The organism is Cryobacterium zongtaii, assembly GCF_002909375.1.
Taxonomy (GTDB): domain Bacteria; phylum Actinomycetota; class Actinomycetes; order Actinomycetales; family Microbacteriaceae; genus Cryobacterium; species Cryobacterium zongtaii.
Genome location: NZ_PPXD01000005.1, coordinates 303,789 through 318,253 on the forward strand (window position 1 = coordinate 303,789; position 14,465 = coordinate 318,253).

Consider the following 14,465-nt stretch of genomic DNA (forward strand, 5'->3'; position numbering starts at 1 on the left):
TCGAGGTCGCCAGTCGCTCCTCACCACCCATTGGTGTTAGATGGTCACTGTGGGCAACCCAACTGACACTCCGCACGGCAACGCTGACGCTGCTGGACCCGATTCAGCCCGCATCCCTCAGGACGAGCAGGACGAGGCTCGAACCTCCAGCCAAGCCGCCCAAGATCAGAAGATCGAAAAGATCCTGGTGGACGCACACCGACGGGACGATGAGGCCGACATCCGCGATGTCGAGTCTGACAAGCGTGCCGAAGCCGCCGACCTCGAGGCCTTTCTGGACACCAGCGAAATATATTCAGGCCACGGAGAACGGCGCGCAGCAGCGCTGGACCGCTCCCACGCCAAGAGCGATCGTCAGTCCTCCGCCGACGATCGAGCCGAACTCACGAAGCACAAAGACACCCCGAACGCGGACTAGCCGAATTCCTGGCGCCACGACGAGGCGGCTGAGCTGCGAGCCGGGTCTGATCAGGCCGGGAGGGAGTGGGGTTCCACACCGACACTGGTCAGCAGCGTGACGACGTGGGCGCGGATGTCGTCCCGGATGTCCCGCACGGCTTCCAGCGATTGTCCGGCCGGGTCGGCCAGCTCCCAGTCCTGGTAGCGCTTGCCCGGGTAGACCGGGCAGGCGTCGCCGCAACCCATGGTCACCACGACGTCGGCGGCCTGCACCACGTCGTCGGTGAGGGGCTTGGGAAATTCTTCGCCCAGGTCCAGGCCGATTTCAGCCATGGCGGCGATCACGGTGGCGTGGATCTCACCGGAGGGCATCGAGCCGGCGCTGCGTACGTGAACGCGCCCGCCGGAGAGGTGTGCGGTGAGTACGGCGGCCATCTGGGACCGGCCCGCATTCTGCTCGCAGACGAAGAGCACCTCGGGGACGTCCCGAGCAATCGCGCCCTTGGCCTGGGCGAGCGCGGTGAGCCGGTCCGTGGCGAACCGAACCGTGCGAGCGGCGACGTGTGCGCGCACCGTCGATCCGCGCAGGAGGCTGGTGTACGACTCGAGCACGTATCGTTCCACGGTCTCGAGGCCGAAGATACCGGAGAACTTGAGCGAGAGCTCGTCGGAAAGACGGTGCAGGTACGCCTCCGGGAAGGTGAGGCCGGGAAGGGGGCGACGGTCCGAAACATCCATTTTCTTCGCCTTGTCGGGTGTCGGGTGGTCAGGCGGTGACGGGAAGGATCTCGGCGAGCAGCTTCTCGATGCGAGCCTTGATGTCGTCGCGGATCGGGCGCACCGATTCGATGCCCTGACCGGCCGGGTCGGCCAGCTCCCAGTCCTCATAGCGCTTGCCGGGGAAGATCGGGCAGGCATCGCCGCAGCCCATGGTGATCACGACGTCGGAGTCTTTGACGGCCTCGGTCGTGAGGATTTTGGGCACGTTGTGTGCGATGTCGATGCCGTCTTCGGCCATGGCCTCGATGGCGACGGGGTTGATCTGGTCCTTCGGCTCGGAGCCGGCCGAGAGCACCTCGACGCGACCTCCGGAGAGCGCCGTCAGGTATCCGGCGGCCATCTGGGACCGACCGGCATTGTGCACGCAGACGAACAGAACTGTGGGCTTGGCGGCGGACGTACCTGCGCTGAGGTCAGACATGGGGATTCCTTCGGCTGGTGATTGATCGACATCTGTCAATATAGACGATTCACGCCGGCTGCGGCACCCGTGCAGAAATTGTCTTGAGCCGCTCACGCGCCATTCACCTCCCGTTCACCGCTCCCGGCGCCGGTCGGCAATGGTGTAAATCGATGCACGTCGATATGCTGGGATGGCCGGATGCGCTCGACACCGTGTCGCATCGCCCGGCGGATACCGAGGCTCCCATGACGTCCATCCAGATCTTCGAACCCAGCCTGTGCTGCGGCACCGGCATTTGTGGGGTCGACGTCGACCAGCAGCTCGTGACGGTGTCGGCCGACATCGACTGGGCGACCTCGGCCGGCGGCAGCGTGCGCCGGTTCAACCTCGCCCAGGAGCCCCTGGCGTTCGCCGAGAACGAGACCATGCGCAGTTTCCTGCACACGGTGGGCCAGGAAGGTCTTCCCGTCACGATGGTCGACGGCGCTACCGTGCTCACCGGTCGGTACCCGTCCCGCCCCGAGTTGGCCAAGTGGGCCGGCCTGGGCGCCCCCGCGGCCGAAGACCGGCCGTCGCTGCTCAGTGCCGCCCAGCCCGGTGCCTCCGCTGACGGCTGCTGCGGCGGCGGCGGCGAAAGCTGCTGCTGATGACCGTCGGCACCGACATCCTTCTCGACACCAGCACCCGCAGCTCCACCGCCTTCCTGGCGGATGCCCCACGGTTCCTGTTCTTCACCGGCAAGGGCGGCGTCGGCAAGACCTCGATCGCCTGCGCAAGCGCGATCCGGCTGGCCGAGGGCGGCGCATCCGTGCTGCTGGTCAGCACCGACCCGGCCTCGAACGTCGGCCAGGTGTTCGGCGTCAGCATCGGCAACACCGTGACTCAGATCGACGCCGTGCCCGGGCTTGCCGCTCTGGAGATCGACCCGGAGCAGGCCGTTCAGCAGTACCGCGAACGCATTGTGGGCCCGGTGCGTGGCCTGCTGCCCGCCGCGGAGGTCGCCTCGATCGAGGAGCAGCTCTCCGGCGCCTGCACCACCGAGATCGCCTCGTTCAACGAGTTCACCGACCTGCTCACGGATGCCGCCTGGACCGCCGCGTACGACCACATCGTCTTCGACACCGCACCGACCGGGCACACCATCCGGCTGCTGCAGCTGCCCGGCGACTGGACCGAGTTCCTCACCGCAGGCAAGGGCGACCCGTCGTGTCTGGGCCCGCTGTCCGGCCTGGAGAAGCAGCGCGCGGTATACGCGCAGGCCGTGGCGGCGCTCGGCGACCCCGAGCGCACCCGTCTGGTGCTCGTCTCCCGCGCCCAGCAGTCCACCCTGGCCGAGGCCGCCCGCACCCACACCGAGCTGGCCGCGATCGGCATGGACCGGCAGTACCTGGTGATCAACGGTGTGCTGCCGGGCCCGGATGCCGAGCTGCCCTCACCCGCAACGGGGCACCCCGCGGGGGTTGACGACCCACTGGCGGCCGCCATCCGCCTGCGGGAACAGCGGGCGCTCGACGCCCGCGACCCCGTACTGGTCGCGCTGCCCACCGATCACCTGCCGTTGATGGCCACGAACATGGTGGGCCTGCCCGCCCTCCGCGGCCTCCTCCCCCACGACGGCAGCACTGTGAGCCCCGAGCCCGCCGCCGAGCTGCCCACGTCCGGACAAGTTGCCCCCGCACACCTGGGCAGTTCGTCCGGTGCGGGGCACCTCGGGGATGCCGGCCTTGAGGTTCTGGTGGACCAGATCGCCGCCGACGGCCACGGGCTGGTGATGCTGATGGGCAAGGGCGGCGTGGGAAAGACCACCATGGCGGCTGCCGTCGCCGTCGCCCTGGCCGAACGCGGCTTCGCCGTGCACCTCACCACAACAGACCCCGCCGCGCACCTGACCGACACCCTCGCCGGCGAACTCACCAACCTCGAGGTCTCCCGCATCGACCCGGCCGTGGAGATCGAGCGCTACACCGAGCACGTCCTGACCACCAAGGGCACCCGCCTCGACGAGCAGGGCCTGGCCATGCTGCGCGAAGACCTGCGATCGCCGTGCACCGAAGAGATCGCCGTTTTCCAGGCCTTCTCCAGGGTGACCCGGGAGGCCAAGAACAAATTCGTGGTGCTCGACACCGCCCCCACCGGGCACACCCTGCTGCTGCTGGACGCGACGGGGTCCTATCACCGGGAGGTCGCCCGCCAGATGGGTACCTCGATGCATTTCGTCACCCCGATGATGAAGCTGCAGGATCCCGCCCAGACCAAGGTACTGCTGGTGACCCTGGCCGAGACCACTCCGGTGCTCGAGGCCGCCGGCTTGCAGGAGGACCTGAGGCGTGCCGGCATCGAACCGTGGGCGTGGATCGTGAACAACTCGATCGCGGCGGCGTCACCGACCTCGGCGCTGCTGAAGCGCCGGGCGGCCAACGAGCTGCCCGAGATCGACGCGGTCCGCACCCGGTACGCCGCCCGCACCGCTATCGTGCCGCTTCTGGCGGTGGAGCCGATCGGCATTCCGGCGCTGGCCGGCCTGTCAGGGGGTTAACGCAAAAGTCCCGGTCTCTTTCGAGACCGGGACTTTTTGTTTTAGTTGCGGGGGCAGGATTTGAACCTACGACCTCTGGGTTATGAGCCCAGCGAGCTACCGAACTGCTCCACCCCGCGCTACAAGAACTAAGTTACCACAGTTACCCAAGGCCCTCGAATCGGGGACGCCGCCCGGGCGCGTCGCACCCGGCACAGACAAAACGCGGGTGGTGCGACCGGGTTTCCCCGGCGCACCACCCGCGCATGGATGAGGCGACTAACTACACGCTACTGCTGGTCGAGCAGCACCAGCAGCTCGGCGACCGCATCATTCAGCTTCTTGTCGGCAACCCCATAAGCGGAGAAGTCACCCGACGTCAGGGCCGCCTGCTTCTCGGTCACGGCCAGCTTGGCTTCCGCGAGGAGCGACCTGATCTGAGCATCCGTCGCCGGGTCACCGGTCGTCGTCGACGGGGCTGTGCCTCCGTCGACGGGAGCCTCGCCCGGGGCGGGCGTTTCCACGGCCGGCACGTCGGTGTCGCCGGCGTTGGCCCCGGACTCACCGCCGAATAGCACGTTGAGTGCGTTATCGAGTGTGTCCTCGAAGGCGATCTGGTCACCGAAGGCCACCAGGACCTTCTGCAGCAGCGGGTAGCTGGTCTCACCGGTGGACTGCACGTAGACGGGCTGCACGTAGAGCAGACCGCCACCGACGGGCAGCGTCAGCAGGTTTCCGTTGAGCACGCTGGACTGGCCCTGCTTGAGTAGGTTGAGCTCGGCGGAGATCGTGGGATCACCGTTGAACTTGGCCTGCACCTGGCCGGGACCGGGCACCGTAATGTCGTTCGGCAAGGTCAACAGGCGCAGCTTGCCGTAACCCTCCGCCCGTTCCCCGTCGGTGGCACCCGCATCCGCGTCGGCGGCAAGGTACCCCGTCAGGACGTTCCGGCTGGTTTCACCGGACGCGTTGGGGATGAAGGTCGAGTACAGCGAGTACGACGGCGCATCCTGGCCGGGCATCTGCATCGTCAGGTAGTACGGCGGCTGCAGGGTGGTGTTGGTGCTCGGCGACACGGGGTCGTTCGGTGTGGTCCAGGCATCGTCTTCGGAGTAGAACGAACCGGGATCGGTCACGTGGTACTTGCCCAGGACCGCGCGCTGCACCTTGAACATGTCGGCCGGGTAACGCACGTGGCTCATCATGTCGCCGGTCATCTCGCTCATCGGCTCGACGGTCGACGGGAAGATCTTCTGCCAGGTCTGCAGCAGCGGGTCTTCTTCATCCCAGGCGTACAGGGTCACGGAGCCGTCGTAGGCATCCACGGTCGCCTTGACGGAGTTGCGCATGTAGTTGATGTTGTCCAGCGCGAACGGCTGTTCGGGCGTCTCGGTGTCGGCGATGGCGTCGCTCAGGCTGACCGCGGTGGAGTACGGGTAGCTGGCCGAGGTCGTGTACGCGTCGACAACCCACTTGATGCGTCCGTCGACGACGGTCGGGTACGGGTCGGAGTCGAGCGTGAGGTACGGGGCGACCTTCTGCACGCGGGTGATCGGGTCGCGGTCGTAGAGGATCTGGGACTCGTCGTTGACGGCGTTGGCCAGGAAGATCTGCTCGGACTGGAACTTGAGTGCGTAGATCAGCTTGTTGAACGGGCCGTTCAGGCTGGGACCGCCGTCACCGGTGAAGGTGGTATAGGTCTGCTGGGCGCCGTCCTCGCCGGACGGGTAGTCCAGTTCGATGGGGTCGGTGCCCTCAGGGGCGCCGACGATCGAGTAGGTCGGTGAGGTCTCACCGAAGTACACCCGCGGCTCGAACTCGCCGAGAGCTCCCGACGTGGGGATGCCGTTCTCCAGGAACACCGGCTGGCCGTCGGCCGAACGCTGGTTGCCGTAAGCGGCGACGACGCCGTAGCCGTGCGTGTAGACGACCGATGAGTTGACCCAGGTCTCGCTGCTCAGGCCGTTGAGGTTGAGGTCACGAACCGACACCACGGTGTCCTGGGACTTGCCGTCGATCGTGTAGCGGTCCACGTCGAGCTTGGACGGGAACTGGTAGTACTGCTTGAACTGCTCGAGCTGGGCGAACGCGTCGCTGACCAGGGCGGGGTCGAGGATGCGAATGTTGGCAGTGGTCTCCGCGTCCTCGCGCAGGGCGCCTGGCGTGGCCTCGGTGGTGGCGGTGTACGGGATCTCTTCCACATCGGCGACGCCGTAGGCATCGCGGGTGAGGTCGATGTTGCGCTGGATGTACGGCGCTTCGAGGGTCTTCGCGCTCGGGTCCACCTGGAAGCGCTGCACGACCCAGGGGTAGAGCGAACCGATCAGCAGGCTGCTCACGATCAGCAGCGCGGTGCCGATTACCGGCAGGCGCCAACGACCGATGAAGGCCGTGACGATGAAGAGGATGGCCACGAAGACCGCGATGCCGGCCAGGATGGCCCGCCCGGGAATGGTGGCGCTGACGTCGGTGTAACCGGCGCCGGTGATCAGGTCGTTCGACTGGGTGAGGGTGGAGTACTGGTCCAGCCAGATGCTGACACCCTGCAGCAGTAGGTAGACCGCGGCAGTGATGGCGATCTGCACGCGGGCGGCCTTGGCCACGAAGACCTCACGGCCGGTGACGCGGATGGCGCCGTACAGGTAGGAGGTGGCGAGAGCGACCAGCGCGGAGATGAGCACGACGGCGGAGCTGAAGGCCAGCAGCGATTGGTAGAACGGCAGGTCGAAGAGGTAGAACGACACGTCGAAGCCGAACTGCGGGTCGGTGGTGCCCGCCTCGGTGCGGTTGAGCCACATCAGGATCGTCTGCCAGTGGGTCGCGGCGGCGACACCGGCGAAGAGGCCGAGCAGGGCGGGGATGCCGTACATCGCGAGCCGGCGCAGCGGCTCGATGACCTGCTGGTAACGATCGACCTGCGAGTTCAGCTTGGCGTAGACCGGGCGCAGCCTGTAGGCGAGCTGAATGCTCACCCAGACCGGCACGGCCATGCCGAGGAACCCGATGACGAACAGAACCGCGCTGGCGATCCATTGCGTGGTCAGCACGCTGAGGAAGCCGAGCTGGTCGAACCACAACACGTCGGCATAGAGCCCGGCGAAGATGAAGAACAAGATCACCAGCCCCGCAATGATCGCTGCCGTGATGGCGAGCGGGGCACGGCTCCGGCGTGGAGCGCTTCCAGCGGATGATGTGGTCACGAATTGGCCTCTTGCTCTGATAGATCGGGGGTCAGACCCTCATTCTATGCAGCCGCCCTCAGGGCAAACCCCGAGTTCGCTGAGGGCTCACCCAGAAGTGCCCGTGCTATCGGGTCGCCGGACAGGTCGGCAGGTCGCCGGTGTCGGCTCCGGTGCCGATGGCATCCAGCGCCGCGAGGGACTCGTCGAGGGTGCTCACGGCCAGGACCGTCAAGCCATCCGGGATGTGACCGGAGACCTCGTCGCAGTTGGCGGCGGGGGCCAGGAACCACTCGGCACCGGCTTCTTTGGCTCCGAAGAGCTTTTGGCGGATCCCGCCAATGGGGCCGACACTGCCGGACTGGTCGATGGTTCCGGTGCCGGCGACATCCGCCCCACCATGGATGGATCCCGGGGTGAGCTTGTCGATGATGCCCAACGCGAACATCATGCCGGCGCTGGGCCCGCCGACCTTGTCGAGCTGGATGTTGACGTCGAACGGGAACTTGTACTCCGACTTGACGTTGATTCCCAGAACCACGTTGCCGTCGACGTCGACGGGGGTGACCTCGACGCTCTGCTCGGCGCCGTCGCGGGTCAGCCCGATGGTGGCCGGGGCGTCCGCGCCGCTGGCGGTGAGCGCCGCCCGCAGCGCGGTGATGTCGGCCACGGCTTCCCCGTTGACGGTCTCGATCAGGTCGCCGGCCTCGATCAGGCCGGTCGCCGGCGCCTCGTCGGCCAGCGACACCACGCTCAGTTCGGTCGGGTAGTCGTAGCCGAGGTTGGTCAACGCCGCGGCGATGGCGTCCCGCTGGGAGTTCACCATGGCCGCCTGGTTCTGCTCGTCACGCTGTTCGGTGCTGACGTCGGCCGGGAAGACCGACTCCATCGGCACCACCGCCTGGCTCGGGTCGAGCCAGGCCGACGCGACCGTCAACCAGTTCAGGCGGTTGTCCGGGTTGCCGAGCACCGAGACCGTGAGCAGGTCCAGCGTGCCCTCCGTCGGATACACGGTCTCGTCCGGGATCGTGATGAGGTCGGTTTTCTCCCCGTCGTATTCGGCGGATCCGAGCGTGTTGTACACGGGCCCGGGCTTCTCCACGACATACGGTGACGGCACGATCGCCAAGGTGAGCCCGGTGACCAGTGCGATACCCAGCACCACCCACCCCGTGCGCGAGCCCTTGCGGGGTCGGTCGGAGCCTGAATGCGGGTCAGCGGTGAAGAGGGCCACCAGGCTCCTTAGAAGGATGAAGGGGAAGTGCGCAAGCTGTTCGCTACGGGCGACAAGGCAAGAACCCAGCGTAGGTCATTTCCCAGTTCTAGCCGGGGTTCTCGGGCTAGCGTAGAGGGACGCAACTGAGAGGTGCCTGAAGTGGCCGATGACTCCCGACCCGACGAAGGTCAGAACCCAGAAGACGAATTCCGGGACATGCTCCGAGACATCCTGTCGGGCAAGTCGTCCATCGACCCCGGCCAATTGGCCGGCGCGGCCGGACTCCCGAACGATCCAGCCAGTGTGGCGGCGCTGATGAGCCAGCTGCAGGGCGCCCTGAAGGGCGGCGGCGACGGCATCAACTGGGGCATCGCCCTGCAGCAGGGCCAGGAACGCGCGGCCACCGGGCAGCTCAGCACGACCGACGCCCAGCGCGCCGAGTTCGAGCAGGCCTTCCACATCGCGGCGCTCTGGCTGGATGACGTGATCAACGTCGCCGAGCTCACAGTTGTACCGCGCCTGATGACCCGCAAAGAGTGGGTGACCGCCACCATGCCGCTGTGGAGCCAGCTTTCCGAGCCCGTCGCGACGAGCATTTCGGATTCGCTCACCAACGTGCTCACCGAACAGGCCCCAGAGGAGCTCAAGGGCATGCTCGCCGGTGCCAGCCAGATGATGCGTAGCCTCGGCGGCACCCTGTTCGCCATGCAGCTGGGTCAGGTTGTCGGCCAGCTCGCCAGCGAGGTCGTCTCCGGCGGCGACATCGGCATCCCCCTGTTCAGCGACCAGCAGGCCGCCCTGCTCCCCCAGAACGTCGCCGAGTTCGGCGAGGGCCTTGACGTGCCCATCGACCAGGTGCAGATCTATCTCGCCGTGCGTGAGCTCGCCCACGCCCGCCTGTTCCGGCACTCCCGCTGGTTGCGTCTGCACATGATCAGCTCGATCACCGATTTCGCCCACGGCATCAGCATCGACACCGAACGGCTGGAGTCCCTCGCCGAGGGCTTCGACCCGTCGAACCCCGAGGAACTGCGCGACGCCATGGTGAACGGCTCCCTGATCCCGCCCAAGTCCGACGCCCAGCTGGCCGCCCTCGGCCGGCTCGAGACCATGCTCGCCCTGGTGGAGGGCTGGGTCGACGTGGTCACCGTGGAGGCCACCAGCCGGCTGCCGCGCGCCGACGCGATCAACGAGACCGTCAAGCGGCGCCGGGCATCCGGCGGCCCCGCAGAGTCGGCCTTCGCCACCCTGGTGGGCCTGGAGCTGCGCCCCCGCCGCCTGCGTGAGGCCGCCGCAATGTGGCAGGCCGTCACCGACGCCGTGGGCAACGAGGCCAGGGACGCCCTGTGGGCGCACCCCGACATCCTGCCGACGTCCGCGGACCTCGACGACCCGCAGGCCCTGGTCGCTCGGCTGACCTCCACCGCCAAGGGCGAGCCCCCGGTCCTGGACGACATCGACCAGGCCCTGGCCGACCTCCTCCGAGACGACAACCCCGACCGTCCCCACGAGGCGTAACGAAGGGGTCAGGCGGCTCCGATCAGCGCCTGGGCGGTGTCTTCGTCGGTGATCAGGACCGTGCACAGGCCGCTGAGGACGACGGAGCGGGCGATGGCGTGCTTGCGCGGGCCGCCGATCACGGCGACGGCAGTTTTCGCGCGGCGTAATTGCTCGAGCGGGATACCGAATGTGCGCTCGTCCAGCGCCGGGTCGACGATTTGGCCCGCACTGTCGATGAACCGGCCGACCACATCGCCGACGGCTCCCTTGCGCACCAGTTCGTCGACCTGGTCCGGGGTGAGGTAACCGCTGTCGACGTGGGCGGAGCCGGCGTCGGCCTGGCCCGCACTGAACAGATAGGCGGATGCCCCGGCGCCCATCTCGAGCACCGCCGCGACCGAGCGGTCGGAGGCGATGGCCAACTTGGTCTCGACCCGTTCCAGGATCGCGGGGCTGGGCAACAGGGTGAACTGGCCCCCGCCCTTCTGGGCGATGCTGACGGCGGTGGCCGCGGCGGTACCCGGCCGGGCGTTCAGGCTCACGCCGCCGTTGATCTGCACGACGTTGACGCCGTTCGCCCAACCGGGCTTGAGCTGTTCCGAGATGTCGTGCAGGGTGCGCCCCCAGCTGATACCGAGCGTGCGCGGCACCGGGCGCAGCGCGCTGAGGTAGTCAGCGGCCGCCTGCGCGGTGCGTTTCTGCAGGTCGAGTTCGTCGACGACACCGGCAGTGGACACCACGATTGCATCGACGAGGCCGGTGGCTCTGCGCAACTGTCGTTCGAGGCCGAGCCGGCGGGCGCGGGGATGCACGATTTCGATGCGGATGAATCCGTTCGCCTTGGCCTGGGCCAACAGCCTGCCGACCTTCCAACGAGTGATCCGGAGGATCGTGCCGATCTCGTCCTGGGTTTTGTCCTCTTCGTAGTACAGCTCGGCCGCCCGAATAGACAGCAGCTCGTCGATGTCGGTCATTCGTTGACGCCTTCCTCAGTGGCCCCAGCGTAAGTGGAGCTGACCGGCCGGTACAACATGCGTTGCAGATCTTGCTCATATGAGCAGCGGATTACGAGCGGTGCCGGCGCTCCAGGTCGTCCTCGAGCAGGTGCGGGCGCGCGACAACCGCGCCGGCCACGGTGATCGCGAGCGCCGTGCCGATCAGGAACAGCAGCGGGGCCGTCCACGCCCCGGTGATCTCGTGCAGCAGCGCCACGCACAGCGGGCCGAGCGCACCGAGGGTGTAGCCGACGCTCTGCACAAAACCGCTCAGTGCCACCGACCCGGCGTGGGTGCGGGTGCGCAGGTTGATCAGAACCAGCGTGAGCGGGAAGAACAGCGGACCGAGACCGGCCAGCACCACCCAGAGCCAGGTGAGCGTGCCTGGCGCCAGAAGCAGGCCGAGATCGCCGATCAGGAAAGCGGCGACCCCCAGGTAGACCAGGATGGCCACGTTTTTCATTCGGGAGGTCAGCCACGGAATCAGCAGCGCGCAGGGGATGCCCATGGCGGCGTAGACCGAGAGCAGAGTGCCGGCCTGGGCCGGGGTCACGCCCGCGGTGTCGATGAGCAGCTGCGGTAGCCAGGCGAACATCGCGTAGGCGTTCAGCGACGACGCCGCGAACACCACGGCCAGTGCCCAGGCGATCGAGGAACGCCAGATCCGACCGAGCAGCGCCGGCTCCGCTTCCTCGACGAGGGCCCCCGGGCTGGCTTGCACCCGGTGTCGCACGAACATCGTCAGCCAGGGCACGAGGGCGACCACAACGGGCAGCACCCAGAGCCCGAGGGAGACACGCCAGCCGGCGGCATCCGCGACCGGCACGGCGATCAGCGGCGGGATCAGGGTGCTCAGTGACACCACGGTGACGTAGAGGGAGGTGATCAGGCCGACCCTGTCGGGGAAGTACTTCTTCACCAGCGGCGGCAGCAGCACGTTGCCGACCCCGAGCCCGGCGAAGGTGATCACGCTGCCGATCATCAGGGCGGTGAGGAATCCCGCCCCGCCGCGGGTGAGGTGCCCGATGAGCATCGCGGTGAGGGCGAGCACCAGCACGTTCTCCAGGCCCAACCGGCGGGTGAAGACCGGGGTGAAGATGCCGAAGACGGCGAAGCAGACCGGCGGCAGCATACCGAGGAGGCCGATGGACGTTGCGGTCAGCGGGATGTCCGTGGAGATCTGGCTGACGATGGGCGAGAGTGCCGCGACGGCAGTGCGCAGGTTGGCGGCTACCAGGACGATACCCAGCAGTGCCAGGGTTCGCCCGGTCCAGAGGGGGCGGGGCGAAAATTCTGACACCGGGCAAGTCTAGGCTGGACGGCATGGCAGAATTTGCGCGACTCCTCCCCCTCAGCCTGCGGAGTGTCGGCAACGAATCCGGCGTGAACGCGCGCTGGTCGGGGCACCTCGCGGCCACCGTCACGGCCATCGCCGACCTGCTCGCCGGGCTGACGCCCGAGCAGTGGGAGGCGCAGAGCCTGTGCACAGGCTGGCGGGTGCGCGATGTAGCCGGACACCTGGTCTGGCGGCTTGGCAGCACAAAGCGCGAACTCCTCGGCAGCGCCGCCCGCGCGTACCTCGGTCACTTTGTGCGCCCGGGGCGCGCCATCGACGCCGTGAGCCGGGCCGCGGCCGCCGCCGAGCCGGCACAGCTGGTGGCGCGGCTGCGGGAGATCGCCGCAGCCAGGGCAGCCTCGGGCCGCGGTGGCATCACCGAGCTGACCGAGGCCGTGGTGCACGGCCTCGACGTGGCGCATCCGCTCGGCCTGACCCTGCCGATTCACGCGACCGCCGGTGGCGCGGTTGCGCTGCGGCGCAGTCTGATCGCCCCCACCGAGATCAAGGCCGTTCTGCGCACACGCCGGTTGCTGGCGACGGATGCCGAATGGAGCGTCGGCCACGGCACGCCGCTGCGGGCACCGGCGTCGGAGCTGATTCTGTTCCTGTTCGGCCGCGGGCCGCTGCCCGCGGACACCCCACCCGTTCAGGCACCGCCGGAGCAGCCGGCCGGCTAGTCGGCCGGGAGCTGCAGGATCGCGCGGGTCTTCACGACGTCGTCCTCGATCTGCCTGATCAGCGGCTCGATGCCGGTGAACGCGACCATGCCGCGGATGTGCTCGACAAAAGCGACCTCGACGACATGGTCGTACAGGTCGATCTCCTGGTCGAGCACGTACGCCTCGACCTGCTTCTGCGGCACGCCGTCGAAGGTGGGGTTGTTGCCGATGGAGATGGCGGCGGGATAGCGCACCCCGTTGTCTGTGAGCCAGCCGGCGTACACGCCGTCCGCGGGGACCAGCCCCTCTGCCTCCGGTGCCAGGTTCGCGGTGGGATAGCCGAGTTCGCGACCCCTGGCCGCACCGTGCACAACCATTCCACGCATCGTGGGGGTGTGCCCGAGCAACCGGGTTGCCGCCCGCACGTCACCGTCGGAGAGCAGCTCGCGGATCCACGTCGACGAGACCCGGCGCTCCCCCTGCGGCGTGACGTCGTCGATCAGGCGCACGTCGAAACCGTACCGGCCACCGAGCTCGGTGAGCTGGTCGGCGTCGCCGGCACCGCGCGCGCCGAACCTGAAGTCCCGGCCCACCATCACGTGGCGGGCGTGCAGTGTGTTCACGAGGATGTCACGGACGAAGTCCTCCGGCGGCAGTGACGAAAGCGCCCTGTCGAACGCGAGCACCACGGTGGCGTCGAGGCCGGTGCCACCGAGCAGGTCGAGCTTCTGCTGCACACTGACCAGCTCGGCGGGACACTTGTCGGGGTTCAGCAGGGAGAGCGGGTGCCTGTCGAAGGTGACGACGACGGCGGCCAGGCCTTCCCGGTCGGCGAGGGTCTTGAGCTCTGCGATCACGGCGCGGTGGCCGGCGTGCACACCGTCGAACTTTCCGATGCTCACCGCGGAGGCCGGCCAGTCGGCCGGGACGGCGCCGCGACCGGGGAACACCTTCATGCCCGCGGTGGTGGGCACGTTTGAGGGAACGTTTGTGGGCGTAGCCTGGGCGCCGGTCATGCCGGGACGCCGTTCCGGTCGGTGCGCTCCGGCGCGTGGCGGGCCAGCCACCACATGCCCAGGATCGGCAGCACCAACGGGATGAACAGGTAGCCGCGGCCGTACACCGACCAGACTGTGTCGTGCGGGAACAGTTGCGGGTCGACCAGGCTGAGGGTGCCGATCACGAGAACACCGAGCAGTTCGAAGCCGATGGTGACCCAGGCGATCCGGTACCAAGCGCGTCCGCGCTTGATCAGGGCGATGGTCGCGACGATGTAGACCACCGCGGCGAGGGCCGAGAGGGTGTACGCCAGCGGGGCCTCGTCGAACTTCCCGACGATCTGTACAAAGGACCGGCCGGTGGCGGCGAGGGCGAGGACGCCGTAGACCATGATCAGCACCCGCCCGATGCCGGTCACCCGGCCGGGAGTCGTCGTACCGGTGGCGTTGTCTCCGGAGTCGGTCTTGAGATCATTCATCGC

Annotated in this window: 13 protein-coding genes and 1 tRNA gene; 5 read left to right on the forward strand and 9 right to left on the reverse strand. The window is 67.8% G+C overall.

Annotated features, from left to right (window positions below):
* Positions 1–49: 49 nt before the first annotated feature.
* Entirely contained in the window at positions 50–418 is a 369-nt protein-coding gene (locus tag C3B61_RS03695; protein ID WP_133160226.1) for a hypothetical protein, read from the forward strand.
* Positions 419–468: 50 nt separating this feature from the next.
* On the opposite strand, the gene C3B61_RS03700 is transcribed toward C3B61_RS03695, so the two are convergent.
* Both C3B61_RS03700 and C3B61_RS03705 read right to left on the reverse strand, forming a co-directional pair.
* Positions 469–1,137 carry an arsenate reductase/protein-tyrosine-phosphatase family protein gene (locus tag C3B61_RS03700; RefSeq protein ID WP_088455522.1) on the reverse strand — a complete coding sequence of 223 codons (669 nt, stop codon included), beginning with the start codon at positions 1,135–1,137 and terminating at the stop codon, positions 469–471.
* Between the two features lie 28 nt (positions 1,138–1,165).
* Positions 1,166–1,600, reverse strand: coding sequence for an arsenate reductase ArsC (locus C3B61_RS03705; protein WP_088455521.1), 435 nt, complete (start codon positions 1,598–1,600; stop codon positions 1,166–1,168).
* 227 nt (positions 1,601–1,827) lie between these two features.
* On the opposite strand from C3B61_RS03705, the gene arsD reads away from it, so the two are divergent.
* Together arsD and arsA are read left to right on the forward strand one after the other, a co-directional pair.
* On the forward strand, positions 1,828–2,229 hold the full coding sequence (arsD, locus tag C3B61_RS03710; protein WP_103459656.1) for an arsenite efflux transporter metallochaperone ArsD: 402 nt from the start codon (positions 1,828–1,830) through the stop codon (positions 2,227–2,229).
* Positions 2,229–4,118 carry an arsenical pump-driving ATPase gene (arsA, locus tag C3B61_RS03715; protein WP_103459586.1) on the forward strand — a complete coding sequence of 630 codons (1,890 nt, stop codon included), beginning with the start codon at positions 2,229–2,231 and terminating at the stop codon, positions 4,116–4,118. Before arsD ends, arsA begins: the two co-directional genes overlap by 1 nt.
* A 45-nt stretch (positions 4,119–4,163) precedes the next feature.
* Here arsA and C3B61_RS03720 read toward each other — a convergent pair.
* From C3B61_RS03720 to C3B61_RS03730, 3 genes are all read right to left on the reverse strand, one after another.
* Positions 4,164–4,237: transfer RNA gene (locus C3B61_RS03720), tRNA-Met, on the reverse strand.
* A 150-nt stretch (positions 4,238–4,387) separates the two neighbouring features.
* Positions 4,388–7,297, reverse strand: coding sequence for a UPF0182 family membrane protein (locus C3B61_RS03725; protein WP_174776310.1), 2,910 nt, complete (start codon positions 7,295–7,297; stop codon positions 4,388–4,390).
* A 106-nt stretch (positions 7,298–7,403) separates the two neighbouring features.
* Positions 7,404–8,510, reverse strand: a complete 1,107-nt coding sequence (locus tag C3B61_RS03730; protein ID WP_088455519.1) for a YlbL family protein — start codon at positions 8,508–8,510, stop codon at positions 7,404–7,406.
* Positions 8,511–8,651: 141 nt separating this feature from the next.
* Here C3B61_RS03730 and C3B61_RS03735 point away from each other — a divergent pair, with 141 nt between their 5' ends.
* Positions 8,652–10,010: a zinc-dependent metalloprotease gene (locus tag C3B61_RS03735; RefSeq protein ID WP_425266408.1), complete on the forward strand. Its 1,359-nt coding sequence runs from the start codon at positions 8,652–8,654 to the stop codon at positions 10,008–10,010.
* A gap of 8 nt (positions 10,011–10,018) precedes the next feature.
* Here the strand turns inward: C3B61_RS03735 and C3B61_RS03740 are convergent, their stop codons facing one another.
* Positions 10,019–10,966, reverse strand: coding sequence for a sugar-binding transcriptional regulator (locus C3B61_RS03740; RefSeq protein WP_103459587.1), 948 nt, complete (start codon positions 10,964–10,966; stop codon positions 10,019–10,021).
* A gap of 91 nt (positions 10,967–11,057) precedes the next feature.
* The gene (locus C3B61_RS03745) at positions 11,058–12,287 is read right to left on the reverse strand and encodes an MFS transporter (protein ID WP_103459588.1); all 1,230 of its coding nucleotides are present in this window, start codon (positions 12,285–12,287) and stop codon (positions 11,058–11,060) included.
* Between the two features lie 23 nt (positions 12,288–12,310).
* Between C3B61_RS03745 and C3B61_RS03750 the strand changes: the two genes are divergently transcribed.
* Positions 12,311–13,003: a maleylpyruvate isomerase family mycothiol-dependent enzyme gene (locus C3B61_RS03750; protein WP_103459589.1), complete on the forward strand. Its 693-nt coding sequence runs from the start codon at positions 12,311–12,313 to the stop codon at positions 13,001–13,003.
* Here C3B61_RS03750 and C3B61_RS03755 read toward each other — a convergent pair.
* On the reverse strand, positions 13,000–13,941 hold the full coding sequence (locus C3B61_RS03755) for a bifunctional riboflavin kinase/FAD synthetase (protein ID WP_103459658.1): 942 nt from the start codon (positions 13,939–13,941) through the stop codon (positions 13,000–13,002). The two genes, C3B61_RS03750 and C3B61_RS03755, sit on opposite strands and share 4 nt — an antisense overlap.
* Positions 13,942–13,997: 56 nt before the next feature.
* Positions 13,998–14,462: a hypothetical protein gene (locus C3B61_RS03760; protein ID WP_088455514.1), complete on the reverse strand. Its 465-nt coding sequence runs from the start codon at positions 14,460–14,462 to the stop codon at positions 13,998–14,000.
* Positions 14,463–14,465 lie beyond the last annotated feature (3 nt).

What these genes read in the sequence shown, in the direction of transcription:
- C3B61_RS03700 (WP_088455522.1), bottom strand. Translation starts at nt 1,137, where the DNA reads ATGGATGTTTCGGACCGTCGCCCCCTTCCCGGCCTCACCTTCCCGGAG.
- C3B61_RS03750 (WP_103459589.1), top strand. Translation starts at nt 12,311, where the DNA reads ATGGCAGAATTTGCGCGACTCCTCCCCCTCAGCCTGCGGAGTGTCGGC.
- C3B61_RS03705 (WP_088455521.1), bottom strand. Translation starts at nt 1,600, where the DNA reads ATGTCTGACCTCAGCGCAGGTACGTCCGCCGCCAAGCCCACAGTTCTG.
- C3B61_RS03755 (WP_103459658.1), bottom strand. Translation starts at nt 13,941, where the DNA reads ATGAAGGTGTTCCCCGGTCGCGGCGCCGTCCCGGCCGACTGGCCGGCC.
- C3B61_RS03760 (WP_088455514.1), bottom strand. Translation starts at nt 14,462, where the DNA reads ATGAATGATCTCAAGACCGACTCCGGAGACAACGCCACCGGTACGACG.
- arsA (WP_103459586.1), top strand. Translation starts at nt 2,229, where the DNA reads ATGACCGTCGGCACCGACATCCTTCTCGACACCAGCACCCGCAGCTCC.
- C3B61_RS03740 (WP_103459587.1), bottom strand. Translation starts at nt 10,966, where the DNA reads ATGACCGACATCGACGAGCTGCTGTCTATTCGGGCGGCCGAGCTGTAC.
- arsD (WP_103459656.1), top strand. Translation starts at nt 1,828, where the DNA reads ATGACGTCCATCCAGATCTTCGAACCCAGCCTGTGCTGCGGCACCGGC.